This is a genomic window from Mycobacterium simiae (assembly GCF_008370645.1).
Classification (GTDB): Bacteria; Actinomycetota; Actinomycetes; order Mycobacteriales; family Mycobacteriaceae; genus Mycobacterium; species Mycobacterium simiae_A.
On the sequence record NZ_VTZN01000075.1, the window covers coordinates 1 to 23,438 of the forward strand.

General features: G+C 64.5%; 24 protein-coding genes. 10 read left to right on the plus strand and 14 right to left on the minus strand.

Features of this window, described 5'->3' with window-relative positions; all coding sequences use genetic code 11:
• Positions 1 to 196: 196 nt before the first annotated feature.
• Positions 197 to 1,381, plus strand: coding sequence for a hypothetical protein (locus F0Q45_RS13425; protein WP_188112930.1), 1,185 nt, complete (start codon positions 197 to 199; stop codon positions 1,379 to 1,381).
• Positions 1,382 to 1,390: 9 nt separating this feature from the next.
• Positions 1,391 to 2,035 (plus strand): hypothetical protein, encoded by a 645-nt coding sequence (locus tag F0Q45_RS13430; RefSeq protein WP_149654416.1) that lies wholly within the window; start codon positions 1,391 to 1,393, stop codon positions 2,033 to 2,035.
• Positions 2,036 to 2,062: 27 nt separating this feature from the next.
• On the opposite strand, the gene arc is transcribed toward F0Q45_RS13430, so the two are convergent.
• The gene (arc, locus tag F0Q45_RS13435; protein ID WP_149654417.1) at positions 2,063 to 3,892 is read right to left on the minus strand and encodes a proteasome ATPase; all 1,830 of its coding nucleotides are present in this window, start codon (positions 3,890 to 3,892) and stop codon (positions 2,063 to 2,065) included.
• Positions 3,893 to 4,175: 283 nt separating this feature from the next.
• Here arc and F0Q45_RS13440 point away from each other — a divergent pair, with 283 nt between their 5' ends.
• Both F0Q45_RS13440 and F0Q45_RS13445 read left to right on the plus strand, forming a co-directional pair.
• Complete coding sequence (locus F0Q45_RS13440) at positions 4,176 to 4,760, plus strand: hypothetical protein (protein WP_188112933.1); 585 nt, start codon at positions 4,176 to 4,178, stop codon at positions 4,758 to 4,760.
• An 8-nt stretch (positions 4,761 to 4,768) separates the two neighbouring features.
• A complete protein-coding gene (locus F0Q45_RS13445; RefSeq protein WP_149654419.1) occupies positions 4,769 to 5,062 on the plus strand; it encodes a DUF503 domain-containing protein in 294 nt (97 codons plus the stop codon).
• A gap of 363 nt (positions 5,063 to 5,425) precedes the next feature.
• On the opposite strand, the gene trmI is transcribed toward F0Q45_RS13445, so the two are convergent.
• Positions 5,426 to 6,259 (minus strand): tRNA (adenine(58)-N(1))-methyltransferase TrmI, encoded by an 834-nt coding sequence (gene trmI / locus F0Q45_RS13450; protein WP_149654420.1) that lies wholly within the window; start codon positions 6,257 to 6,259, stop codon positions 5,426 to 5,428.
• A gap of 73 nt (positions 6,260 to 6,332) precedes the next feature.
• On the opposite strand from trmI, the gene F0Q45_RS13455 reads away from it, so the two are divergent.
• Together F0Q45_RS13455 and F0Q45_RS13460 are read left to right on the plus strand one after the other, a co-directional pair.
• On the plus strand, positions 6,333 to 7,184 hold the full coding sequence (locus F0Q45_RS13455; protein WP_149654421.1) for a RecB family exonuclease: 852 nt from the start codon (positions 6,333 to 6,335) through the stop codon (positions 7,182 to 7,184).
• Positions 7,181 to 7,984, plus strand: a complete 804-nt coding sequence (locus F0Q45_RS13460) for a thioesterase family protein (protein ID WP_149654422.1) — start codon at positions 7,181 to 7,183, stop codon at positions 7,982 to 7,984. The genes F0Q45_RS13455 and F0Q45_RS13460 overlap by 4 nt, the downstream gene beginning before the upstream one ends.
• A 106-nt stretch (positions 7,985 to 8,090) precedes the next feature.
• On the opposite strand, the gene F0Q45_RS13465 is transcribed toward F0Q45_RS13460, so the two are convergent.
• The 4 genes from F0Q45_RS13465 to F0Q45_RS13480 all read right to left on the minus strand — a co-directional run bounded on the left by F0Q45_RS13465 (position 8,091) and on the right by F0Q45_RS13480 (position 11,201).
• A complete protein-coding gene (locus F0Q45_RS13465) occupies positions 8,091 to 9,461 on the minus strand; it encodes an FAD-containing oxidoreductase (protein WP_149654423.1) in 1,371 nt (456 codons plus the stop codon).
• Positions 9,458 to 9,940, minus strand: coding sequence for a DUF4126 domain-containing protein (locus tag F0Q45_RS13470; RefSeq protein WP_149654424.1), 483 nt, complete (start codon positions 9,938 to 9,940; stop codon positions 9,458 to 9,460). Before F0Q45_RS13470 ends, F0Q45_RS13465 begins: the two co-directional genes overlap by 4 nt.
• Before the next feature lie 122 nt (positions 9,941 to 10,062).
• Positions 10,063 to 10,917, minus strand: a complete 855-nt coding sequence (hisG, locus tag F0Q45_RS13475) for an ATP phosphoribosyltransferase (RefSeq protein ID WP_149654425.1) — start codon at positions 10,915 to 10,917, stop codon at positions 10,063 to 10,065.
• Positions 10,918 to 10,919: 2 nt separating this feature from the next.
• Positions 10,920 to 11,201: a phosphoribosyl-ATP diphosphatase gene (locus F0Q45_RS13480; RefSeq protein ID WP_149654426.1), complete on the minus strand. Its 282-nt coding sequence runs from the start codon at positions 11,199 to 11,201 to the stop codon at positions 10,920 to 10,922.
• A gap of 269 nt (positions 11,202 to 11,470) precedes the next feature.
• Between F0Q45_RS13480 and F0Q45_RS27730 the strand changes: the two genes are divergently transcribed.
• The 3 genes from F0Q45_RS27730 to F0Q45_RS27735 all read left to right on the plus strand — a co-directional run bounded on the left by F0Q45_RS27730 (position 11,471) and on the right by F0Q45_RS27735 (position 12,587).
• Complete coding sequence (locus F0Q45_RS27730) at positions 11,471 to 11,638, plus strand: hypothetical protein (RefSeq protein WP_188112931.1); 168 nt, start codon at positions 11,471 to 11,473, stop codon at positions 11,636 to 11,638.
• 107 nt (positions 11,639 to 11,745) lie between these two features.
• The gene (locus tag F0Q45_RS30240) at positions 11,746 to 12,465 is read left to right on the plus strand and encodes an SAM-dependent methyltransferase (RefSeq protein ID WP_149654427.1); all 720 of its coding nucleotides are present in this window, start codon (positions 11,746 to 11,748) and stop codon (positions 12,463 to 12,465) included.
• Positions 12,384 to 12,587, plus strand: a complete 204-nt coding sequence (locus F0Q45_RS27735; protein ID WP_188112934.1) for a hypothetical protein — start codon at positions 12,384 to 12,386, stop codon at positions 12,585 to 12,587. Before F0Q45_RS30240 ends, F0Q45_RS27735 begins: the two co-directional genes overlap by 82 nt.
• 31 nt (positions 12,588 to 12,618) lie before the next feature.
• Here F0Q45_RS27735 and metH read toward each other — a convergent pair whose 3' ends face one another.
• The gene (gene metH, locus F0Q45_RS13490; RefSeq protein WP_149654428.1) at positions 12,619 to 16,197 is read right to left on the minus strand and encodes a methionine synthase; all 3,579 of its coding nucleotides are present in this window, start codon (positions 16,195 to 16,197) and stop codon (positions 12,619 to 12,621) included.
• Between the two features lie 90 nt (positions 16,198 to 16,287).
• Between metH and F0Q45_RS13495 the strand changes: the two genes are divergently transcribed.
• Positions 16,288 to 17,169, plus strand: coding sequence for a PAC2 family protein (locus F0Q45_RS13495; RefSeq protein ID WP_373424981.1), 882 nt, complete (start codon positions 16,288 to 16,290; stop codon positions 17,167 to 17,169).
• Here F0Q45_RS13495 and F0Q45_RS13500 read toward each other — a convergent pair.
• The 7 genes from F0Q45_RS13500 to F0Q45_RS13530 all read right to left on the minus strand — a co-directional run.
• Positions 17,166 to 18,368: an FAD-dependent monooxygenase gene (locus F0Q45_RS13500; protein WP_149654429.1), complete on the minus strand. Its 1,203-nt coding sequence runs from the start codon at positions 18,366 to 18,368 to the stop codon at positions 17,166 to 17,168. The genes F0Q45_RS13495 and F0Q45_RS13500 overlap by 4 nt on opposite strands.
• A gap of 11 nt (positions 18,369 to 18,379) precedes the next feature.
• Positions 18,380 to 19,261, minus strand: coding sequence for an SDR family oxidoreductase (locus F0Q45_RS13505; protein WP_149654430.1), 882 nt, complete (start codon positions 19,259 to 19,261; stop codon positions 18,380 to 18,382).
• 24 nt (positions 19,262 to 19,285) lie between these two features.
• Positions 19,286 to 20,521, minus strand: coding sequence for a cysteine--1-D-myo-inosityl 2-amino-2-deoxy-alpha-D-glucopyranoside ligase (mshC, locus tag F0Q45_RS13510; protein ID WP_149654431.1), 1,236 nt, complete (start codon positions 20,519 to 20,521; stop codon positions 19,286 to 19,288).
• Positions 20,522 to 20,704: 183 nt separating this feature from the next.
• The gene (locus tag F0Q45_RS13515; protein WP_149654435.1) at positions 20,705 to 21,550 is read right to left on the minus strand and encodes a 3'(2'),5'-bisphosphate nucleotidase CysQ; all 846 of its coding nucleotides are present in this window, start codon (positions 21,548 to 21,550) and stop codon (positions 20,705 to 20,707) included.
• A gap of 65 nt (positions 21,551 to 21,615) precedes the next feature.
• Positions 21,616 to 22,431: an SCO1664 family protein gene (locus F0Q45_RS13520; RefSeq protein WP_373424980.1), complete on the minus strand. Its 816-nt coding sequence runs from the start codon at positions 22,429 to 22,431 to the stop codon at positions 21,616 to 21,618.
• The gene (locus tag F0Q45_RS13525; protein ID WP_149654432.1) at positions 22,415 to 23,002 is read right to left on the minus strand and encodes a DUF3090 domain-containing protein; all 588 of its coding nucleotides are present in this window, start codon (positions 23,000 to 23,002) and stop codon (positions 22,415 to 22,417) included. Before F0Q45_RS13525 ends, F0Q45_RS13520 begins: the two co-directional genes overlap by 17 nt.
• A 54-nt stretch (positions 23,003 to 23,056) precedes the next feature.
• Positions 23,057 to 23,438: histidine phosphatase family protein (locus F0Q45_RS13530; protein ID WP_188112932.1), on the minus strand; the 382-nt coding region annotated here is incomplete at its 5' end.

The following is a 23,438-nucleotide window of genomic DNA, read 5'->3' on the forward strand; positions in this document are numbered from 1 at the left end:
CTAGAGCCTAGGCCGTGCGACGGTACGGGCCGGTACGGCCCGTTAGGGAGCGTGGTGGAGCACGGCAATCCCACCAAGCCGTGCCACCCGGAGCACTCGAAGCGAGCCAGCCCGATCGGCTAAGCGGGCGATCGGAATCGTGACGTCAGCACCGCCGCCGGGCCGACGAACGCGCCCGCCGCTAGGGTTGGCCCCGATGCATCTTCTCCGCCGCACCCGGACACGCCAAGAACCGGCCACTGCCGCGGCCGAAACCTGGTTCCTCGAGCGCGGGCTGCCCGCTGTCTTGACCAAGCGGGCCCGCTGGCGACGGCTGTGGTCTCGGTCGGCGCCGGTACTGGCGGCCTACGCAGCACTGCACTGCTGGACCCTGCCGGTGATGCTGATCACCCGGGGCGAGGACGTCGTCATCGACGACGACCCCACACCCCGCGAATGGGTGCTGCTGACACTCGTCGCGATTGCACCGGTTCTCATCGTCGTGGTCGGCTGGCTGGTGTCGCGGCTGTCGGATGGCCGCAGCCGCGCCATCGCGGCAACGGTAGCGATCACCCTGGTCGGGATCGTGATCGTCATCGAAACGGATCCGGCGCATCTACCGGACGCAGTGATTTTCACGGCAGTGGTGCTACTCCTAACCGCCAGCGGAGCAGGGTCGGTAGTCGGGTGGGCGCTGCGCATCACTGTCTCGCAGCTTGCGACGATCGGCGCCCTTGCGGTTCGAGCGCTACCGGTCGTGCTGCTGACCACCTTGGTGTTCTTCAACGGCAACATTTGGCTCATGGCCGCGACGATCAGCGCCCAGAGGCTGGGACTTGCCATAGCTTTTCTGCTCAGCATCGCCGCCGCGTTTGTCGTCTCCATCACCCAAGAGCGAATCAGACCGATGTTGCAGTCACCCGCTGCGCTGCCCAGCGATTGTGAAAAGCTGGCCCACACGCCGTTTGAGGCGATGGCGGATTTGCCGGGTAGTCGCCCGCTGAGCAGGCCCGAACGCCTCAACATGGTCTTCGTGCTGGCCGTCTCCCAACTCGTGCAGATCATGGTGGTAGCGCTGCTTACCGCCGCGATCTATGTGACTTTAGGGCTGATTGTGCTCAGTTCGGCGTTGCTCAACGATTGGACTCGAGGGGCGTCCAGCAGCTCGACCATCGTGGGGTTGACGGTCCCGGTGCCGGATTCGCTGATACATCTCTGTCTTTTTCTCGGCGCGTTGACCTTCATGTACATCAGTGCCCGCGCGGTCGATGACGTCGAGTACCGCCGGACGTTCGTCGACCCCTTGATCGACGATCTGCATGCCACCCTGATTGCGCGCAACCGCTATCACGGCCGGGTCGTGACCAACGGCAGTATTGACGCCGCTGACCGCAGTGACTAACTTCGCCTGATGTCCACCACCGAAGATGGGCCGGTCGGGCGGGAACAACCGGCCGATTTGTCCGGGAAGCGCTACGGCGAGGTACTTCTGGTCACCCCTGGCGAGGCGGGTCCCCAAGCCGCCGTCTACAACAGCTTCCCACTCAACGACTGTCCCGCCGAACTTTGGTCTGCGCTTGATCCGCAAGCCATCGCCACCGAACACCGGGCCGCGGCAGCGCTGCTCAACGGTCCGCGGTACTGGCTGATGAACGCCATAGAGAAGTCTCCTCAGGGGCCGCAGATTATCAAAACCTTCGGTGGGATCGACATGCTGCAGCAGGCCACGGTGCTGTTGTCGTCCATGAACCCAGCGCCTTACACCGTCAACCAGGTGCGCCGCAACACGGTCTTCATCTTCAACGCCGGCGAAGAGGTCTACGAACTGCGCGACCCCGAAGGACAGCACTGGCTCATGCAAACGTGGAGCCAAGTGGTTGACCCCAATCTGTCGCGCGCTGACCTACCCAAACTGGCGGACCGGCTGAAGTTGCCCACCGGGTGGAGTTATCAGCCCCGTACCCTCACCAGCGAGCTGCGCATCGACACCACAACCCGCGCCGCGCGCGTGCTGCAGGACGACTTCGCCAATAGTTATTCACTGGTAACGGCCTGACCAATAGTCGGCGCCGACGTGCCGAGACTACAGGTACTGGCCGAGGTTGGACTCGGTGTCGATAGCCCGGCTGGCACTCGAGCTCTTGCCGGTGACCAGGGTGCGGATGTAGACGATCCGCTCCCCCTTCTTGCCCGAAATTCGCGCCCAGTCATCGGGGTTGGTGGTGTTGGGCAGATCCTCGTTCTCGGCGAACTCGTCGACGATCGAGTCGAGCAGGTGCTGAATGCGCAGCCCCGGTTGCCCGGTTTCCAGCACCGACTTGATAGCGTTCTTCTTGGCTCGGTCCACCACGTTTTGGATCATGGCCCCGGAGTTGAAGTCCTTGAAGTACATGACTTCCTTGTCACCATTGGCGTAGGTGACCTCAAGGAATCGGTTGTCGTCGATTTCGGCGTACATCCGGTCGACGACCTTTTCGATCATCGCCTTGATGCAGGCCGAGCGGTCGCCATCGAACTCGGCCAGGTCGTCGCCGTGCACCGGTAGCGACTCGACTAGGTACTTCGAGAAGATGTCTTGGGCCGCTTCGGCATCCGGGCGCTCGATCTTGATCTTCACGTCGAGGCGACCGGGCCGCAGGATCGCGGGGTCGATCATGTCCTCCCGATTGGAAGCGCCGATCACGATGACGTTCTCGAGGCCCTCCACCCCATCGATCTCGCTGAGCAGCTGCGGGACTACCGTCGTCTCGACGTCCGAGGAGACCCCGGTGCCGCGGGTGCGGAAGATCGAGTCCATCTCGTCGAAGAACACGATTACGGGCGTGCCTTCCGATGCCTTCTCCCGGGCCCGCTGGAAGATCAGCCGGATGTGGCGCTCGGTTTCGCCGACGAACTTGTTCAGCAGCTCAGGACCCTTGATGTTGAGGAAGTACGATTTGGCTTCACGAGAGTCATCGCCGCGGACCTCGGCCATTTTTTTGGCCAGCGAGTTGGCCACTGCTTTGGCGATCAACGTCTTACCGCAGCCGGGGGGACCGTAAAGCAGCACACCCTTGGGTGGACGCAGCGCGTACTCCCGGTATAGCTCTTTGTGCAGGAACGGCAGCTCGACGGCGTCACGGATCTGCTCGATCTGACGGGTTAGGCCGCCTATGTCCTGGTAGCTGACGTCCGGCACCTCTTCGAGCACCAGGTCCTCGACCTCGGCCTTGGGAATGCGCTCAAAGGCATAGCCGGCCTTGGTGTCGACCAGCAGCGAGTCCCCAGGCCGCAGCTTGCGGGGCCGGCTGTCGTCGTGTAAGCCGTCTGGGACCCCGTCGGGCAGGTCCTCGGCCACCAGCGGTTCAGCCAGCCAAACAATGCGTTCTTCATCAGCGTGCCCGACAACCAGGGCCCGGTGACCATCGGCCAGGATCTCGCGCAGGGTGGAAATTTCGCCGACCGATTCGAACCGGCCGGCCTCGACGACGGTCAACGCCTCGTTCAGCCGGACCGTTTGACCCTTCTTGAGCGACGCCGCGTCGATGTTCGGCGAGCAAGTCAATCGCATCTTGCGCCCTGAGGTAAACACGTCGACCGTATCGTCGTCGTGCGCACCCAACAGGACGCCGTAGCCGCTGGGCGGCTGTCCCAGCCGGTCCACCTCTTCGCGCAGCGCCAGCAATTGCTGACGGGCTTCTTTAAGAGTTTCCATTAATTTCGAATTGCGGGCGGCAAGCGAGTCAATCCGGGCTTCGAGCTGATGCACGTCGCGCGTGGATCGGGTGGGGCCTTGCTGGGCAAGCGCAGTCTCGAGTTGCTCGCGCAGAACCGCGGCTTCACGCCGAAGCTCTTCCAATTCGGCAGCATCGTCGCTGGACAAGGGCATATCGCGGGGTGTCCCGAAGGTTTCAGAACGCTCTGATTCAGCCATGTTGCGCTCCTTTCCCGCACCAGGAGTGGCGCAGCGGATACCTCAACGCTACCGGCGATCGCGACTTCATGTGCGGAACCGAATGCCGCTGGGAAGTAACAGTTTGTTTCCCGCTGGTAATCTCTGCTTCCACTCGGCTGATCGAAAGGAGCGCGCGACGTGAAACGCCTAGCCAACCGTTGTCGCCTGCCCTTCGCGTGGATCGCTGAGGCAAACCAGAACGTGACGTTTCTTGCACATGACCGAGCATCTCTGTACTGCCGGTAGCCGAGTCGACCGCTGGATGCATCGACAGGTTTGCCTAGCCGTGGGCGCCGTCACCGTCGGGGCGACGCTCGGGCTGTTGGGGTGTTCGCACGATGAAAAGAAGGCGTCGACTGAGCCATCAGTGCCGCCCGCCAGCTCGATTGCGCTCCCGCCCCGGTCGACGGCATCGCTACCCGCGCCTGACGCGTTGGTCGCGGTGTTATCCCGGTTGGCTGATCCCGCGGTAGCGGGAGCGGATAAGGCAATCTTGGTCGAGGGCGCAACCCCGGAGACCGTCGCCGCCCTGGACCGGTTCACCGCCGCTGCACGCGACGACGGTTACCTGCCGATGAGCTTCGCGGCGAACAACATCGCGTGGTCGGACGTCAACGCGTGGGACGTTATGGCCACCATCGTCGTTACGACCGCTAATGCCGACAACCGCGAGTTCACCTTCCCGATGGAGTTCACGCCCCGCCAAGGCGGGTGGCAGCTTTCCCGGCGAACCGCGGAGATGTTGTTGGTCTTCAGCAGGTCTTCGTCGCCGGGGCCGCGTCCCACACCGGCCCCCGCGCCGAACTCGGAATTCACGCTGGCGCCGACTCCAACGCCGACTCCCTGAGCACGCAGATGTGGATTGGCTGGCTCGAATTCGATGTGTTGCTGGGCGATGTGCGATCACTGAAGCAGAAGCGCACGGTAATTCGTCCCGTCGTCGCGGAGCTGCAACGCAAATTCAGCGTGTCGGCGGCCGAGACCGGGTCACGCGAGCTGTACCGCCGCGCCGGTATCGGAGTGGCCATGGTGTCCGGTGACCGTAGCCATGCCGTCGACGTTCTGGACGCGGCCGAACGCCTGGTAGCGGCACACCCTGAGCTCGAGCTGCTGTCGGTCCGCCGCGGCCTGCACCGCAGCGACGATTAGGTCCGGGGCGGATTCCTGTCGCAGCTCCACCGACTGGCGTCGAACGCAGCTTGGGCGCCGCACTCCAGCCATCATTGTTGGCCCACGCGCCGGCGAACTGCCGTACGGCAGCGGCAGGGCCGGTGGGTCGGGCCGGATCGGCCAAGCCGGGGCGGTGGCGCCGGATTGATCGGCGTCGGGGTCCGGCAACGTCGATGCGCCCGGCGGCGGCAACGGGTGCGCCGGGCGGTCATGGCGGCGCCGGCGGCTGGTTGTATGGTGTCGGCGGGGTAGGCGGGGGTAGGCGGCGTCGGTGGGCGGCTCAGCGGCAACCCCGGCGCGCCAGGCACACCCGGCTGACACGAAGCCCTTTTCCGATCTCCCCTACCCTTGGCGCTTGCGACCGAGCGGCGCCGGGGCGATAGCGCCGGGAGCCAGTCTGCGCGTGACCACCAGAAACGCCGTGTGCCCGCGCATCGAATGCTGCGGCCGCACGGCTAGTCCCACAACGTTCCAGCCCCGCTGCAATGTCTCCCACGATCGCGGTTCGGTCCAACACTGTTGGGCCCGCAGGGCCTCCACCACCTTGGATAGCTGGGTGACAGTAGCCACGTAGATCACCAGCACACCGCCGGCGATCATCAGCCTCGATACCGAGTCCAGCACTTCCCACGGCGCCAGCATGTCCAGCACCGCCCGGTCAACGGAGCCGTCGGGTAAGTCGGCCTCGGCCACGTCGCTGACAATTAACTGCCAGTTCTGCGGCGCCTCGCCGCAGAAGTTCGCCACATTGCGACGGGCGTGTTCAGCGTGATCGGCACGCTGTTCATACGAAACCACCTGCCCGGTAGGGCCGACCGCTCGCAGCAACGAAAGGGTCAGAGCACCGGACCCCGCACCCGCTTCCAGCACGCGGGCACCGGGAAAGATGTCGCCCTCGTGCACGATCTGAGCCGCGTCTTTGGGGTAGATCAGCTGTGGCCCACGCGGCATCGACATCACGTAGTCGACCAGCAGCGGGCGCAACACCAAGAACAGTGCGCCGTTGCTGGACTTGACCACACTGCCCTGCGCCAAACCGATCACGGCGTCGTGGGCGATGCTGCCGCGATGGGTGTGAAACTCCGCGCCTGCCGTGAGCAGCATGGTGTAGTGACGGCCCTTGGCGTCTGTGAGCTGGACGCGTTCGCCGACGGTGAAGGGGCCGGTTGCTGACACGTCGTCTAGGGTGCCAGCCGACTCGCCGCAGCCAGTGCTCGGGGTTGTCGGCCCCCGGTTCTACGCTGCGAACATGACGGACCACCTGGCGCCCCCGGCGGATCTGCAGATTCGGCCGGCGCTGTCACCCTCGCGGGCAGCCGATTTCAAGCAATGCCCGCTGCTGTACCGCTTCCGAGCGATCGACCGGTTGCCCGAGGCGCCATCGGCTGCTCAGCTGCGCGGGTCGGTGGTGCACGCCGCGCTCGAACAGCTCTTCGCCTTGCCCGCGGCGCAGCGTGGGCCCGAGACCGCGACGGCGCTCGCGGCGTCGGCCTGGGAGCAGGTGATCGCCGATGCGCCCCATTTGTCCGCTGAACTGAATCCACCGCAACTGCTCCACGAGGCGCGCACCCTGCTGTCGGGGTATTACCGGCTGGAAGACCCGACTCGGTTCAACCCGCAGTCGTGCGAACAACGAGTCGAGGTGGAACTGGTCGACGGCACGCTGTTGCGCGGCTATATCGACCGGATCGACGTCGCCGCCACCGGCGAATTGCGGGTGGTCGACTACAAGACCGGCAAGGCACCACCGGCAACGCGCGCTCTGGCCGAGTTCAAAGCCCTGTTTCAGATGAAGTTCTACGGAGTAGCGCTATTTCGTTCGCGTGGCGTCTTGCCCGCCCGGTTGCGGCTCATCTATCTGGCCGACGGCCAGGTATTGGACTACGCGCCGGACCGCGAGGAGCTGATGCGCTTCGAAAAAACCCTGATGGCGATCTGGCGTGCGATCCAATCAGCGGGCCAGTCAGGTGATTTCCGGCCAAACCCGACACGGTTGTGCGATTGGTGCCCACACCAGGCGCACTGCCCGACTTTCGGTGGGACGCCGCCGCCCTACCCTGGGTGGCCGGTTTATCCGCGCCCGACCGAACCGGCGGCATGAACGGTTGTTTTTACCGTCGCCTCGACAGCGACGGCGAATACCTGACGTTCGACTCCACCGACTACACCAGAAGCAACTGGGATCCCGAGAGTCAGCATGGCTCACCTCCGTTGGCGCTGCTGACCAAGCTGATCGAAGAGCTGTCGGCGGACTCAGGCTTGCGGATCGGCAGACTCAGCCTTGACATCCTTGGGGCGATTCCGGTGACTCGGGTGCGGGCCCGAGCCTGGGTTGAGCGTCCAGGTTCGCGCGTGTGCATGGCGGTCGCCGAACTGCGCGCCGATCGGGAAGACGGACCGGCTCGGGTAGTCGCGCGGATGACGGCATGGTTGCTCAAGGTCACCGACACCGCGGACGTGGTCTCGGACCGATACCCGCCCCTGCGGGAAGGACCGGTTCAACCGCTTCCGGCTGTGTTCGCTGACGCCGGCGGCTATTTCGATGCCATCGACTGGCGCCCGCAGTCCTCCGAAGGACAATCTGGGGCGGTGTCGTGGTTCACCCCGAAGGCCCACATCGTCGACACCGACCCGACAACGCCGCTGCAGCGGCTGGCGGCGGTGGTGGACTGTGCTAACGGCGTGGGTGCAGTCCTGGACCCGAACCAGTTCGTATTCATGAACACCGACACCGTGGTCCACGTGCACCGGCTCCCGACCGGCAGCGATTTCGCGCTGCGGGCCCGCGCGTCGATCGGGCCGGACGGCATGGGCGCAACCACGGCCGACGTGTACGACAATGTCGGCTTTATCGGTACGGCAGCCCAGACCATCCTGATCCAGCGCAGGCCGCCTACCTAGCTAGATGGTGGCGACCCACTGCGCCCGGCTCCGCCGCGCTTGCGATCGCCACTAGCCTTATGGTGGCGACCCACTGCGCCCGGCTCCGCCGCGCTTGCGATCGCCACTAGTCCAGTGGCGACATCTCCTGCAGCACAGTAGGAACCAGTTCGCTGACCGTCGGGTGGATATGCATGGTGCGCGACAACGTGGTGTAGGGCGCTTTGGCCGACATGACGTCCAAAATGGATTGAACAACCTCGTCGCCGCCGACGCCGAGGATAGCCGCTCCCAGAATCTCGTTGGTATCGGCGTCGACCACAACCTTCATAAACCCTTGCGTCTCACCCTTTTCCACGGCTCGGCCGACCTTGGTCATCGGCCGCTTACCGACCAGGGCCTTACGCCCTGACGCACGAACCTGGGCGACCGTCATTCCGGCGCGCCCCAGCGGCGGATCGATGTAGAGGGCATAGGTGAGGATACGGTCGCTGACCCGGCGGGGGTCGTTGTCGAGCAGGTTCGCCGCGATAATCTCGAAGTCGTTGTACGACGTGTGGGTGAAGGCGCCCTTACCGTTACAGTCACCCAACGCCCAGATGTGATCAACGTTGGTCTTGAGCTGGTCGTCCACCACGATGTAGCCGCGGGCGTCGGTCTGCACACCGGCCGCCTCCAGACCGAGGTCGTCGGTGTTGGGTTTCCGCCCCACCGCCAGCAGCAGGTGACTGCCCTCGATGGGTGCCGCACCCGCGCTGGGCGTCAACTGAAAACCACCGTCCCGCTTGCTGAGTCGCACATCGTCGGCATTGACGACGATGTGGATTCCTTCGTCCTCCAGGATCTCTCTGATGGTGGCCGAGACATCCTCGTCTTCGCGGGACGCCAGCCTTGGGCCCCGCTCCACCACGGTGACCGGTGCCCCGAAGCGGCGATACATCTGCGCGAACTCCAACGCGATGTAGCTGCCGCCGACGATGACGAGATGCTCAGGCAGCGTGTCGAGTTCAAGGATGGACACGTTAGTGAGGAACTCGACTTCGGAGAGCCCCGGGATGTTCGGCGCGACGGCACGGCCACCAACGTTAAGAAAGATCTTGTCGGCTTGCAGAAGCTGATCCCCGACGCGCAGCGTGTGCGGATCCTCGAAACAGGCGTGCCCACGGACCACGGTGCACCCGTCCATGTTTTCTAACCAGTCCTCGACCTCTTTGCGGTCGGCGAGCATGACGCCATCCTTGCGTGCTTTGACTTTCGCCATGTCCACGCTGACCGATCCAACACCGACGCCGTATTCAGCGCCGCGCCGCGCCACATGCGCCGCGTGGGCGCTGGCCACCAGCGTCTTGGTGGGGATGCAGCCGTTATTGACGCAGGTGCCGCCAATCAGCTTGCGCTCCACGATGGCAACTTGCTCGCCCGCGGCGGTCAGCCGGCCCGCCAGCGGAGGCCCGGCCTGACCGGCGCCGACGATAATCGAGTCGTAACGCCGGTTCATAGCGCGGCCGCCGTTGCGACGATGGCGAATCCGCCTAACACGGCGACCGAATCCTCGAGGAGTGCGATCGGTAGATCACGGCCACCAGTAGCAGCCACCAGCCGGCGTCGCGCCTGATAGCCGCCCAATGTGCCGAGTACCGCACCAACAACCCCGGCGCCGAGTCCACCGAACTTGTAGCCCCAGGCAGTGCCGATGACAGCACCGACAAACCCGCCGAGGATGATCCGGACCGCGAATACCGGCGTCGCGGTACGGGGCGGCGTCTTGGGAAGTTTGTCGTTGACCAGTTCGGCTATCGCAAGAATGCTCAAGATCACCACCGTCACAATGTTGCCGACCCAGGAGGCCCAGGTTCCGTGTAAGTTGATCCAGCTCAAAAAGGCAGCCCAGGACACCGCTGCAGGAGCCGTCATCGAGCGCAACCCGGCAACGGCACCCATCAGCAATGCCAATACAAGGACAAGTACATGCGGCACAACGATCCCTTCGGGGACAGACGAACAGCCAGGCGACGACGGGAAGGCCGCCCATCGAAGTGGCGGGCGGTCGACCCAACGCGGACGCTAACACAGCAACGGCTCGAACGGGCGTACTGCGATCAGAATCGGCAGAACCTGATGTCGGAAGCCAGAATCGCTTTGGCCCCGATCAGGGCGAGTTCGTCCATTATTTCGTTGACACCTCGACGCGGCACCAGGGCCCGGACTGCGACCCAGTCCGGGTCGGCAAGCGGGGCGATGGTCGGTGACTCCAGCCCGGGTGTGATATGTGTGGCGCTGTCCAACACCGCACGCGGACAGTCGTAGTCGAGCATCAGATACTGCTGGCCGAACACCACCCCTTGCACCCGGGCTACCAGTTGGTCGCGGGCCTCGGTTTGATCGTGGCTGTCCCGGTCTGCTCCCTCGATGAGCACCGCCTCCGAATCACACAGCGGCTCACCAAATGCCACCAGATCATGAAGGCTCAGCGTACGGCCAGAACCCACCACGTCGGCGATGGCGTCAGCCACGCCCAGTTGCACTGAAATCTCCACGGCGCCGTCGAGTCTGATCACCGTCGCTTCAATGTTCTTGGCGGCCAGGTCTTTTCGAACTAGATTCGGGTAGGCCGTGGCGATCCGTTTTCCGGCCAGGTCGGCCGTCGTCCATTCGCGCTCGGCAGGGCCCGCGTAACGGAAGCTAGACGACCCGAAACCCAGGGCCAGACGTTCGCGCACCGGCGCATCCGAATCGCACACCAGGTCGCGGCCAGTAATACCGAAGTCGAGCTGGCCGGAACCGACATAAATGGCTATGTCTTTGGGTCGCAGAAAGAAAAACTCGACGTTGTTCATCGGGTCGATGACCGTCAGGTCTTTAGGATCGGTGCGCCGCCGGTAGCCGGCCTCGGCGAGGATCTCGGTGGCCGGCTCGCTCAGTGCACCCTTGTTGGGCACCGCCACCCGCAACATGCTCACAACTTTCGGTAAACGTCGTCGAGGGATATGCCGCGGGAGACCATCAGCACTTGCGTCCAATACAGCAACTGGCTGATCTCCTCGGCCAGTGCGTCGTTGGATTCGTGCTCGGCAGCCAGCCATACCTCGCCGGCCTCCTCCAGAATCTTCTTGCCCAGTGCGTGCACCCCGGAGTCCAACGCCGCTACCGTGGCGCTGGCGGGCGGCCGCGTGCGGGAACGGTCACGCAGTTCGGCGAACAGGTCCTCGAAGGTCTTCACGGGCAGCGATTGTTCCACGTGCCGGTGGACAAAGTCACGGCGGTTTCGTCTCGCATCTGCGCCAGCCCGCACACCAAGATACCGATTGAGTGGTCTCGTTCGTAAGTTCGTCCGGGGTCAGGGATGGCCTGAGTTGCCCCGTGGTCGAGTGCCGGATGAATGACTGTGCGTCCTGGGCGGCTCAACTGTTCGAACGTGCCCTCACGGCGGCGACACGCCGAAGGGCCCCGCCACCAACGCACAGCGGAAGCCGCATCCTCAATGGAGGCTTGACCAATGTTGAGCCGATGACCACGACTCGAGGAGACCAGCAAATGTTGACCGATTTCCTGTTGAGCCTCGCGTCGAATCCGGCGGCTCTCGAAGACGCTGCGACGGTCGCCGATCGCAATGCGCTCTACCAAAATCTCTCCGAAGCGGACAAGGCTGCGGTGCAAGCCGCCGACATTTACTAGATCCGCCAAATCCTGTACCGCGAAGCCTCGACGTCCGCAGCCAATGCGCAGTCGCACTCTCGGCTCGCCAGCGACTACACCGTCACCGTCTCCGGTGACACACCTCATTGCCCGATCAACCCCCAGCCAAATCTGCTCTGCTCGGCCTGCCACGAGATCCCGAATCACTGTGGTCCCGCGATGGGCTCACCATTGTAGGAACCGGAATTCGCGCCGGGCTGCAAACAACTCCGGAATCCGTGGCTGCGATCAGGCGCGCTTCGAAAGTGCTCTACCTTGTTGCAGACGTGCTGGCGCAATTGTGGATACAAGACCTGAACACCAATACCGAATCGCTTCAGCGACTCTATCGCGAGGACACACGTCGGCTGGAGATCTACAACGACATTGTGGAATACATCTTGGCGCAGCTGAGGGCGCACAAGGACCTATGCGTCGTCTTCTACAGTCACCCCGGGTGCTTTGTGTACCCGGCGTATGAAGCAATACGTCTGGCTCGGGCGGAGGGTTTCCCAGCCCGCAGGTACCCTGGCGTTTCGGCCGCGGAAAACCTCTACGCCGACTTGGCGTCGATCCGGGACTCAACGGAATCCAAAGTTATGAAGCGACGAACTTTGTGCTTTGCCGGTATTCGTTCGATACTTCCGTCGGCGTCATTCTCTGGCAGATTGGGCTCTTCGGATACGCGCATTGGGACCCAAGTTATCAGTCGACGTCAGATCGGCTCAGCATCTTCGTCGAATACATGTCGTCGTTTTACGACCTCGATCACGAGATCATCTTGTATGGAGCCGCCGAAGCGCCGCTTGGAAAAGCTAAGGTCCTGAAGTTGCCGTTGCGATCCCTGCCGGATGTCGCACTCCCGGAAGTGGCAACGTTGTACATTCCCCCGAAACAGCCGCCGACAATCGACCTGGAAATGGCGAAAAGACTTGGGATAAAAGTCTAATCGGGGCGGAAAAGGCTAGCTGCCGCACCGGTTAGACGTTAAAGTACTTGGCTTCGGGGTGGTGCAGCACGAACGCGTCGGTCGACTGCTCGGGATGCAGCTGCAATTCCTCGGACAACGTCACGCCGATGCGCTCGGGTGCCAGCAGCTCCATCATTTTGGCCCGATCCTCCAGGTCCGGGCAGGCGCCGTAACCGAACGCGAAGCGGGCACCTCGGTAGCCGAGCTTGAAATAGTCCTCGACCGCATCAGGGTCCTCGGCGGCCACCGCGCGGTTTCCGGCGAAGGTGAGCTCCTCACGGACTCGGCGGTGCCAGTACTCGGCCAGCGCCTCGGTGAGCTGCACGCCGATGCCGTGCACTTCAAGGTAATCGCGGTAGGAGTTGGCGGCGAACAGTTCGTTGGCGAAGTCGGCGATCGGCTGGCCCATGGTTACCAGCTGGAACGGCAACACGTCCGCCTCGCCGCGCTCGCGAGCCAGCTTCCGCGACCGGATGAAGTCGGCGATGCACAGGAACCGGCCGCGTTGTTGGCGCGGGAAGCTGAACCGGTAACGCTCCTGCGCGTCGGGCTGGGCGTCGGTGAGCACTACGACGTCGTCGCCCTCAGACACCGCCGGGTAATAGCCGTACACCACAGCAGCGTGCGCCAGGACCCCATCGGTGGACAACCGGTCCAGCCAGTAGCGCAGCCGCGGCCGGCCTTCGGTTTCGACGAGGTCTTCATACGACGGGCCATCGCCTCCGCGCTGGCCACGTAAACCCCACTGGCCCAAGAACAACGCCCGCTCGTCGAGCAGACCGGTGTAGTCGGCCAACGCCAGGCCCTTGACGATCCGCGAACCCCAGAACGGCGGCGCAGGAACCTCGATATCGGCGGCGACATCGGAGCGTTCGGGCACCTGCACCGGCTCTTCGGTGGCCTTACGTTGCGCCGCAATGCGTTTGGAACGCTCATGGCGGGCCTTGCGCTCGGCTTCCTTCTCACGCGCCTTGATCGCTTCGGGGCTGTCGACGTCGGGCGCCTCGCCGCGCTTGGCGCTCATGATGGTGTCCATCAACTTCAGGCCCTCAAAAGCGTCACGCGCGTAATGCACTTCGCCTTCATAGACCTCGGCGAGGTCGTTCTCCACGTAGCTGCGGGTCAACGCCGCCCCGCCGAGCAACACCGGGAACTTCTCGGCAACGCCCCGGGTGTTCATCTCCTCCAGGTTTTCCTTCATGACCACAGTGGATTTCACCAGCAGGCCCGACATGCCGACCACGTCGGCGCTCTTGTCCTCGGCCACCTCCAAGATGGTGGCGATCGGCTGCTTGATGCCGATGTTGACCACCTCGTAGCCGTTGTTACTCAGGATGATGTCGACGAGGTTCTTGCCGATGTCGTGCACGTCACCTTTGACGGTGGCCAGCACAATTCGGCCCTTGCCGGCGTCGTCGTCGGATTTCTCCATGTGCGGTTCCAGATATGCCACAGCGGTTTTCATCACCTCGGCGGACTGCAACACGAACGGCAGCTGCATCTGGCCGGAACCGAACAGCTCACCGACCGTCTTCATGCCGGCCAGCAGGTTCTCGTTGATAATCTGCAGCGGCGGCTTCTGCGTCATCGCCTCGTCGAGATCAGCTTCTAGGCCGTTGCGCTCACCGTCGACGATGCGCTGCGCCAGCCGTTCGAACAGCGGCAGCCTGGCTAGCTCGGCCAGTCGGTCCTCTTTGGACGACGCCGCCGACACCCCTTCGAAGAGGCGCATCAGCTCCTGCAGCGGGTCATAGTCCTCGCGGCGACGGTCATAGACCAGATCCAGCGCCACCGTACGTTGGTCGTCGGGGATCCTGTTCATCGGCAGGATTTTCGACGCGTGCACGATCGCCGAATCCAGCCCGGCTTCCTGGCATTCGTGTAGGAATACCGAGTTGAGCACTTGACGCGCAGCGGGATTGAGCCCAAACGAGATGTTGGACAAGCCCAGCGTGGTCTGCACGTCCGGGTGACGCTTCTTCAATTCTCGGATGGCTTCGATGGTTTCGATGCCGTCTTTGCGCGATTCCTCCTGGCCGGTGGCGATGGTGAAGGTCAACGTGTCGATCAGGATGGACGATTCGTCGACGCCCCAGTTGCCCGTGATGTCGTTGATCAGCCGCTCGGCGATCTCGACCTTCTTTTGGGCGGTGCGGGCCTGGCCCTCTTCGTCGATCGTCAGTGCCACCACGGCGGCGCCGTGTTCGGCAACCAGCTCCATGGTCTTGGCGAAGCGTGACTCCGGGCCATCACCGTCCTCGTAGTTCACCGAGTTGATCGCGCAGCGCCCGCCCAGATGCTCCAAACCGGCTTGCAGCACCGCGGTTTCGGTGGAGTCCAACATGATCGGCAAGGTCGACGACGTGGCCAGCCGGCTGGCCAACGCCTGCATATCGGCCACGCCGTCACGACCAACGTAGTCGACACACAGGTCCAGCAGGTGCGCGCCGTCTCGGGTCTGGTCCTTGGCGATGTCCAAGCACTTCTGGTAATCCTCGGCGATCATGGCCTCGCGAAAGCCCTTGGAGCCGTTGGCGTTGGTGCGCTCGCCGATCACCAAAACGGAAGCGTCCTGCGCGAACGGAATGGCGGAGTAGAGCGAGGACACTGACGGTTCGAAGATCACCTGACGCTGGGGCCGCGCGACGTCCGCGACGGCTGCGGCCACTTCGCGAATGTGCGCTGGAGTGGTGCCGCAGCAGCCACCGACCAGCGCGAGCCCGAACTCAGAGACAAATCCGGATAGCGCCTCGGCCAGTTCGTCGGGCTGCAGCGGGTATTCGGCGCCTTTGGCGCCCAACACCGGCAGGCCGGCATTAGGCATCACCGAAACCGGGATGCGGGCGTGTCTGGACAGGTGGCGCAGGTGCTCGCTCATCTCGGCGGGGCCCGTCGCGCAGTTCAAGCCGATCATGTCCACGCCGAGCGGCTCCACAGCCGTTAGCGCCGCGCCGATCTCACTGCCGAGCAACATGGTGCCGGTGGTTTCGACGGTGACGTGGGCAAACACCGGAATGTGGCGGCCCGCCAGGCTCATTGCCCGCCGCGAGCCCAGCACCGCGGCCTTTAGTTGCAGCAGGTCTTGACAGGTCTCCACCAGGATGGCGTCGGCGCCGCCGTCCAACATGCCTAGGGCGGCCTCGGTGTACGCGTCGCGAATGACCGCGTAGTCGGTGTGGCCCAGAGTGGGTAGCTTGGTGCCCGGCCCCATCGACCCCAGCACGTAGCGCTTGCGGTCGAGGGTGCCCAGCTCGTCGGCAACCCGACGGGCAATCGCGGTGCCCTTCTCCGACAGTTCCCGGATCTTGTCAGCGATGTCGTAATCGCCCAGATTGGACAGGTTGCAGCCGAAGGTGTTGGTCTCCACCGCGTCCGCGCCCGCCTCGAAATAGTGGCGGTGGATGGTTTCCAGCACGTCAGGGCGGGTTTCGTTGAGGATCTCGTTGCAGCCCTCCAAGCCGAGGAAGTCGTCCAACGTGAGGTCGGCGGCCTGCAACTGAGTGCCCATCGCGCCGTCGCCCACCACCACGCGCTGCGACAAAACGTCGAGGAGATCGGTGTCGTAGTGGTGTTCACTTGCGCCAGTCACATAGCAAGGATAGTCGGGCCAGTGGAATTAGCTCAGTCCTTGACAGCGCTCTGACAGGTCAACACCAGGCCGTACGCTGATCGTGTGACTGTGCGGGACAGCGGACCGGGCGGCGTGAAGCTGCCCCAACTGCACAACACCGTCGTCGTGGCGGCTTTTGAAGGCTGGAACGACGCCGGCGACGCAGCCAGCGATGCAGTCACCCACCTGACCGAGGTGTGGAATGCGCGTCCCATCGTTGAGATCGACGACGAGGCCTATTACGACTATCAGGTGAATCGTCCGGTCATCCGCCAGGTAGACGGAGTCACCCGGGAGCTGGAGTGGCCGGCGATGCGGATTTCGCACTGCCGCCCACCCGGTAGTGACCGTGACGTCGTGTTGATGCACGGGGTCGAGCCGAATATGCGCTGGCGCACTTTTTGCGCTGAGCTGCTGGCCATCGTCGACAAACTCCACGTGGAAACCGTGGTGATCTTGGGAGCATTGTTGGCCGACACCCCGCACACCCGCCCGGTGCCGGTCTCGGGTGCGGCTTACTCCCGCGAATCGGCACGGATATTCGGTTTGCAGGAAACCCGTTACGAGGGCCCGACCGGCATTGCCGGAGTGTTTCAGTACGCCTGCGTGGCGGCCGGTATCCCGGCGGTGACTTTCTGGGCAGCGGTGCCGCATTATGTGTCGCACCCACCCAGCCCGAAGGCAACGGTGGCGCTGCTGCGCCGCGTCGAAGACGTGCTCGATGTTGAGGTCCCGCTAGGCGACCTGCCGAGCCAAGCCGAGGCGTGGGAGCAAGACATCAGCGAGATGACCGCTGAAGACGAGGAACTGGCCGAGTATGTGCTCTCGCTGGAGCAGCATGGTGACGCCGCGGTCGACATTAACGAAGCGCTCGGCAAGGTCGACGGCGATGCGCTGGCCGCGGAGTTCGAGCGCTATCTGCGGCGCCGCGGACCCGGGTATGGCCGCTAGGGTACGGCAGGCGAGTCCGACGAACCCAGGCGCAGCATCGTGATCACGGCCGTCGGTTCGCCGGCCAACGCTGTTGCGACGAATCGGTTAAGCAGCGGACGCCAGGTGAGTCGCTGCGCGGCACGGCGAATTCTCAGCTGCGACGACGATGCCGGAAAAAGCCAGCCGGTCGCAGCACGGCCGGTCTGCTGTTTCTCCTCGACCACCGGGCGCCACAGCCGCTCATAGAAGGCCAACGCACGATCCACTGAAGACGTGGTGCGCAGCTGCTCTGCCAATACATAGGCGCTGGCGACGCTCAGCGACGCGCCCTGGCCGGCAAGCACCGAAGTCGCGCAGCAGGCGTCACCAACCAGCACCACCCGGTTATCGCTCCAGCGCGGCATCTCGATCTGCGCGACCCGGTCGTAATGGATCTTTGCGGACTCCGGGCAGCGCTCGAGCACCTCGGGAACCAACCACCCCATCGCGGCGTAGCGGTCACGCAGCGCGGCACGCGCGTCGTCTGGTCGGCCGCCATCGGATGCGCGATACACCGCACACACCGCGGTACGACCGTCGCGCAGCGCATGCAGCGCTATTTGGCGGTCGACGGCGTCGGTGAGGACGACGTGATCGCCGACTGCTTCTCGAATGCTGGGAGCCTCGAGAGCAAACGCGGCGGAATGAAAACCGGGATAGCGCAGATACTGCGACGGTGGGCCGAATACCAGCGTCCGCACGGTCGAGTGAATACCGTCGGCTCCTACCAGAAGGTCGGCATCCAGCTTGGTGCCATCTTCGAGGGCCACGCAGACCCCGTCGTCTCGCTGCGCCACCTCAGACACCGACGCGCCGAAACGTAGCTCCACTTCACGGGGCAGGTTGTCTCGCAGCACATTTTCCAAGTCAGGCCGCATTACCCGGCACAGCCGACCTTCCAGCGCCTTGGTGACCTGACGGTAGGGCACATCGGCTTTTCGGCGACCGTGCTGATCAACCAGGCTGGCTGCACCGATGGGGTAGGCAAGCTGCTGGATCGCGGGTAGGACTCCGATCGCCTCGGCCGCCTCATAGCCAGCGCCGTAGAAGTCGATCATGTGACCGTAGGTTCTCGGTCCGGACGCGCGTTCCAAAAGGACCACGTTGGTGCCGAGCGCCGCGAGACGCTGCGCCAAGGTAAGTCCAGCGATTCCGGCGCCGCAGATAACTACCTTCACGGTCTCGGCGGCTACTGCTTCTCCAAAGCCTGGTTATAGGCGCTGGTGGAGCGACCGAGCGCGGCAACCTCGGCGTCTAACTGCGGCACCAGCTCAGCAGCAGTGTTGCGGATCGGAAGTTCACCGATCGGCATCGACAGCACCGGTTTGAGCCAGCGCACCAGACCCACCCAACCCGGGCAGTACACCCGGGACTTGCGGCCCTCGATGCCCTTGACGAAAGCTGCCGCGCACTTATTGACCGACGTGGTTTGGTTCAGCGGCCAGGGCAACTTAGCCACCAGTTTGTTGAACGCTGGCACGTCAGCCTTTGCATCGCGGACCAGGGGGGTGTCGATCCAAGACATGTGTGCCGATCCGACGCTGACGCCGTGGCGGGCGGCTTCGAGTCGAAGCGCGTTGGCGAACATCTCAACACCGGCCTTGGTCGCGTTGTACGGCGCAAAACCCGGCAGTGCCGCGTACGCCGCCAGCGACGAGACGATCAGCACGTAGCCGCGGCGCTCGATCACCGCGGGCAAGGTGGCGCGCACAGTGTGAAAGACGCCGAGCACGTTGACGTCCAGCACCCGCTTGAATGCGTCTGGATCGACCTGCAACACCGAGCCGTAGCTGGCGATGCCGGCGTTAGCAATAACGATGTCGATGCCGCCGAATTTCTCCACCGCTTGGTCGGCAGCGGCCCGCATGGCCGGCAAATCGCGCACATCGGCAACCACCGTGAGCAACCGGTCGTCGCCGGCGAGCTCGGCGGCAATGGTGCCCAGCTCCGCCTCCCCCAGATCGGTTAGCACCAGTTTGGCGCCCTTATTGTGCAGCCGACGGGCGACCTCAGCTCCGATTCCGCGAGCACCGCCGGTGATGAAGACGACTTTGTCCAGCACCGATGCCATGGCCGCCAACGTATCACCTCCGCGCTACAGGTCCACTCCCAACAGAGCGTCGATTACCGCTGCCACCGATGTCGGCGCGCCCTCGTCGTGACCGCCGTACTCGAGCGCATCGGTGGTCCAACCGTCCAGCGCCGCGATCGCTTTGGGTGTGTCCAGGTCGTCGGCCAAATAGCGCCTAACCCGGGCCACGACATCGGCGGAATCCGGGCCGGCCGGCAGGGCGGTGGCAGTGCGCCAGCGCTGCAGCCGGCCCGCGGCCTCATCGAGCACCTGCTGGCTCCACCAGCGGTCCGCGCGATAGTGCCCGGCGAGCAGCCCCAAACGGATGGCTGACGGCTCTACGGCCTGGGCGCGAAGCGTTGATACCAGCACCAGGTTGCCGCGGCTTTTGGACATCTTGTGGCCGTCCCAGCCGATCATCCCGGCGTGCACGTAGTGCCGGGCGAACCTCCGCTCGCCGGTAACGCATTCGGCGTGCGCGGCGGTGAACTCGTGGTGCGGAAAAATCAGGTCGCTACCGCCGCCCTGGATGTCGAGGCCGCTGCCGATGCGGCTGAGGGCAATGGCTGCGCATTCGACGTGCCAGCCCGGCCGGCCCGGCCCGAACGGCGACGGCCAACTGGGCTCCCCCGCACGTGCGGCGCGCCACAGCAGCGCGTCCAGCTCGTCGGTTTTGCCGCGCCTTCGGGGGTCGCCGCCGCGCTGCTCGAACAGCCGCAGCATGGTGTCGCGGTCATAACCGGACTCGTAGCCAAATTGCGGGGTGGCATCGGCTCGGCAGTAGACGTCCGGGTGCTCGCCGTCGACGACGTATGCGGCGCCGGAAGCCACCAACTTTTCGATGAGCTCGACCACTTCGGCGACCGCCTCGGTGGCCGCAACGTAGTCGCGGGGCGGCAACACGCGCAACGCCGTCATGTCGGCGCGGAAGAGATTGACCTCGCGCTCGGAGAGCTCGCGCCAGTCGACCCCGTCTCGGTCGGCACGTTCGAATAGCGGGTCATCGACGTCGGTGACGTTTTGCACATAATGCACGTCGTGGCCGAGGTCCAGCCAGAGCCGATGGATCAGGTCGAACGCCAGATAGGTGGCGGCGTGGCCCAGGTGCGTGGCGTCATACGGGGTGATCCCACAGACGTACATGGTCGCCATGGCTCCCGGTGCCACGGGGCACACCTGCCTGTCGGCGGTGTCGTACAGCCGCAGCTCCGGCCCGCGGCCCGGCAAGGTAGGAACCGGTACGGAAGACCACGACTGCATGGGATCGACTTTAGGCCCGGCGACCCCCAGGCTCCGAGCAGGCCGCGCAGTGGGCTCGCAGTGGGCTCGCAGTGGGCTGCTGTGGAGCCGGGACGACCCATCGAGTGTGAGCCGATGGCGTTGACTGTGCGGTGCGGGCGGCTAAATCGCGAATCGGCCGCCCGGTATGCACACCCGATGCCGTCAGCGCACACTCGGCGCCGCTGCGCGGAGCAGGATCGGCGCCAGCTCGATGCGACACATCAACAGGTCAGGCAAGTACGGGTCGAGCTGGTTGTACTGCAACGGCGAGCCGTCCAAGCGTGACGCGTGCATGCCGGCGGCCAACACCACACCGGCGGGCGCTGCCGAATCCCATTCCCATTGCCCGCCGGCGTGCAGGTAGGCATCGGCGTAGCCGTCGATAACCGCCATCGCCTTGGCGCCCGCCGAGCCGATCCGCACCAGGTCGATGTCGAGGGTCTGCCGCATGCGATGCAGTACTGCCGGGGGGCGGGTGGCGCTGACAGCCACCCGGATGACATCCGGAATTCCGACGGGCGCGGCGTCGGCGGTCACGGTGTCGCTGCGGTACACAACGTTTCCGCGGGCCGGTAACGAAACCGCAGCGTCAGTGATACGCGGTCTGCCGTTGGTGGTGCGCTGCCACAGTGCGACGTGAACGGCCCAGTCGTCGCGGCCTCGGGTGGAGAACTCACGAGTGCCATCCAGCGGGTCGATGATCCAAACCCGGTCGGACTTCAACCGAACCAGATCGTCGTGTGCTTCCTCGCTGAGCACCGCATCATCGGGGCGTGCCGCCCGAAGCCGCCGCACCAACAGCGAGTTCGCGCGGGCGTCGCCGGCGTCGCCAAGCTGCCATGGATCGTTGAAGCCGACTTCCTTGCGCACTTCCAGCAACAACTCCCCGGCGTCGGCGGCAAGGTCAGCAGCCAACGCCGCGTCGCTGAGGTCATGCGCGGCGGGGCTCACAGCTTCAGTATCGCCGAGCTGGACACCACCACCGGCTAGGGGCCGCGTCGGCGTCATCATGCTCGAACGAGTGCATCATGAGGCACTCGCGCCTCAGGGTCCTGAGCTGACAAGCCGCAGCCTCAGAATGCTGGCCACGGGATGGGACGATGCCGATTCGGCCCAGGCATCACCGGATTGTCCAGCACTGCGGACACGCGCCGGCGCAGCGCCGCGATTTCGGCGCTGGTAATCTGCCCGGTCAACGACTCAGCCAGCGGCCCGCGCAGGGCTGCGGCGAGCCGACCAATAGCATCCAGCGTTTCATCGTCGATCGGTTTGCCCGCCCAACCCCACAGCACTGTGCGCAACTTATCCTGGACATGTAAACAGACGCCATGGTCCACCCCGTACACGTGTCCGTCGATGCCGTACAGGATGTGACCACCCTTGCGATCGGCGTTGTTGACCAACACGTCGAATGCCGCCATCCGCCGTAACTGGATGTTGTCCGCATGCATCAAGACGACTTCGTCCCCGGCATAGTCATACGCTCGCAGCACCGGCAAATAGCCCGGCAGTGGCTTGCCGGGCGGGAACAGGTCCACCAGGTCGGGCCTGGGCTGGGGATGGGTGTCGATCGAGTCACCGGGCTGTTGCACCCATAGCTGCACCATGCCGAGTCCGGCAGGACCGTCACGAATGACGGTGTACGGCACAATGTTCCAGCCTAAGCACGCCGACACCAGGTAGGCGCCGAGTTCGCGGCCAGCCAAGGTCCCATCGGGGAAGTCCCACAACGGCTGCTCGCCGGAGACCGGCTTGTAGACACAATGCACGGTATTGTCGCCCAGGGCCGACTCGCATAGGTAGGTGGCGTTACTCGCCGAGCGGATGCGTCCGAGGACCGTCAGCTCGCCGTCACGCAGCACCTCACGCTCGTCACTCCTCGGAGTCATCGGTAGACCCGAACAGCAGGTCGCGCCGGTAGCCGTTGGCGCGTGCGCAGATATGCCCGTGCGGGTTCAGCGGTTCCTGACACAGCGGGCAGGGCGGGCGGCCCGCGGAAATGACGCGGTTGGACCTGGTAGCGAACTGCCGGGCCGACTCCGGCGTCAGGAACACCCGCACCGCGTCGGGACCCTCGTCGGTGTCGTCGAGCACCACAGAGGCGTCGAACTCTGCATCGGTCACTGCCAGCAGCTCGACGACCACCGTCTGCGCCTCGGAATCCCAGCCCAGTCCCATCGTCCCGACCCGAAATTCGGCATCGACCGGCATGATCAGTGGGTTCAGGTCTTCCACCTCGGCGGGCTCCGGGGGCACCGGCGTGCCAAATCTGCGGTTCACCTCGAGCAGCAGCGCGCCGATGCGTTCGGCGAGCACCGCGACCTGCTGCTTCTCCAACACCACCGACACCACCCGGTTGTGGTGTGCCGCCTGGATGTAGAACGTGCGATTTCCGGGCTGACCAACTGTTCCGGCCACGAAACGGTCGGGTGTGCGAAATACGTGAATTGCGCGGGCCATGGCACCTCCAAAATACCGTGCACAGGCTCCTCGATCGACCGGGCGCGACCGCTGCTAGTCGGTGGAGCCGCCGACCACCGCATCGCCCGACGGCACCTGTGCGGCGCCAGACTGCGCTGTAGGCGCCGGCGCCGCGCACAGCCCCGCCGAGAGCCGTGCGCCGGTGTGGTTGACGTGCAGAACGAATGGGCGCAGCTCGGTATAGCGGATCACGCTCGCCGACGCAGGATCGGCAGTGACCCGTTGGAAGCTGTCCAGGTGCATGCCGTAGGCGTCGGCGATCACCGCTTTGATGACGTCGCCGTGGGTACAGGCCAGCCACAGTGCATCGCCCCCATATTCCAACGTGAGCCGCTGGTCGTATTCTCGGACGGCGGCCACTGCGCGTGCCTGCACCTGCGCCAGACTTTCGCCGCCGGGAAAGACCGCCGCGCTG

What these genes read in the sequence shown, in the direction of transcription:
- F0Q45_RS27730 (WP_188112931.1), top strand. Translation starts at nt 11,471, where the DNA reads ATGACCACGACTCGAGGAGACCAGCAAATGTTGACCGATTTCCTGTTG.
- F0Q45_RS13465 (WP_149654423.1), bottom strand. Translation starts at nt 9,461, where the DNA reads ATGAACCGGCGTTACGACTCGATTATCGTCGGCGCCGGTCAGGCCGGG.
- F0Q45_RS13525 (WP_149654432.1), bottom strand. Translation starts at nt 23,002, where the DNA reads ATGGCCCGCGCAATTCACGTATTTCGCACACCCGACCGTTTCGTGGCC.
- F0Q45_RS13515 (WP_149654435.1), bottom strand. Translation starts at nt 21,550, where the DNA reads ATGACGCCGACGCGGCCCCTAGCCGGTGGTGGTGTCCAGCTCGGCGAT.
- F0Q45_RS13520 (WP_373424980.1), bottom strand. Translation starts at nt 22,431, where the DNA reads ATGACTCCGAGGAGTGACGAGCGTGAGGTGCTGCGTGACGGCGAGCTG.
- mshC (WP_149654431.1), bottom strand. Translation starts at nt 20,521, where the DNA reads ATGCAGTCGTGGTCTTCCGTACCGGTTCCTACCTTGCCGGGCCGCGGG.
- F0Q45_RS13440 (WP_188112933.1), top strand. Translation starts at nt 4,176, where the DNA reads ATGCATCGACAGGTTTGCCTAGCCGTGGGCGCCGTCACCGTCGGGGCG.
- arc (WP_149654417.1), bottom strand. Translation starts at nt 3,892, where the DNA reads ATGGCTGAATCAGAGCGTTCTGAAACCTTCGGGACACCCCGCGATATG.
- F0Q45_RS13460 (WP_149654422.1), top strand. Translation starts at nt 7,181, where the DNA reads ATGAACGGTTGTTTTTACCGTCGCCTCGACAGCGACGGCGAATACCTG.
- F0Q45_RS13455 (WP_149654421.1), top strand. Translation starts at nt 6,333, where the DNA reads ATGACGGACCACCTGGCGCCCCCGGCGGATCTGCAGATTCGGCCGGCG.
- F0Q45_RS13425 (WP_188112930.1), top strand. Translation starts at nt 197, where the DNA reads ATGCATCTTCTCCGCCGCACCCGGACACGCCAAGAACCGGCCACTGCC.
- F0Q45_RS13445 (WP_149654419.1), top strand. Translation starts at nt 4,769, where the DNA reads ATGTGGATTGGCTGGCTCGAATTCGATGTGTTGCTGGGCGATGTGCGA.
- F0Q45_RS13505 (WP_149654430.1), bottom strand. Translation starts at nt 19,261, where the DNA reads ATGGCATCGGTGCTGGACAAAGTCGTCTTCATCACCGGCGGTGCTCGC.
- F0Q45_RS27735 (WP_188112934.1), top strand. Translation starts at nt 12,384, where the DNA reads ATGTCGTCGTTTTACGACCTCGATCACGAGATCATCTTGTATGGAGCC.
- F0Q45_RS13430 (WP_149654416.1), top strand. Translation starts at nt 1,391, where the DNA reads ATGTCCACCACCGAAGATGGGCCGGTCGGGCGGGAACAACCGGCCGAT.
- hisG (WP_149654425.1), bottom strand. Translation starts at nt 10,917, where the DNA reads ATGTTGCGGGTGGCGGTGCCCAACAAGGGTGCACTGAGCGAGCCGGCC.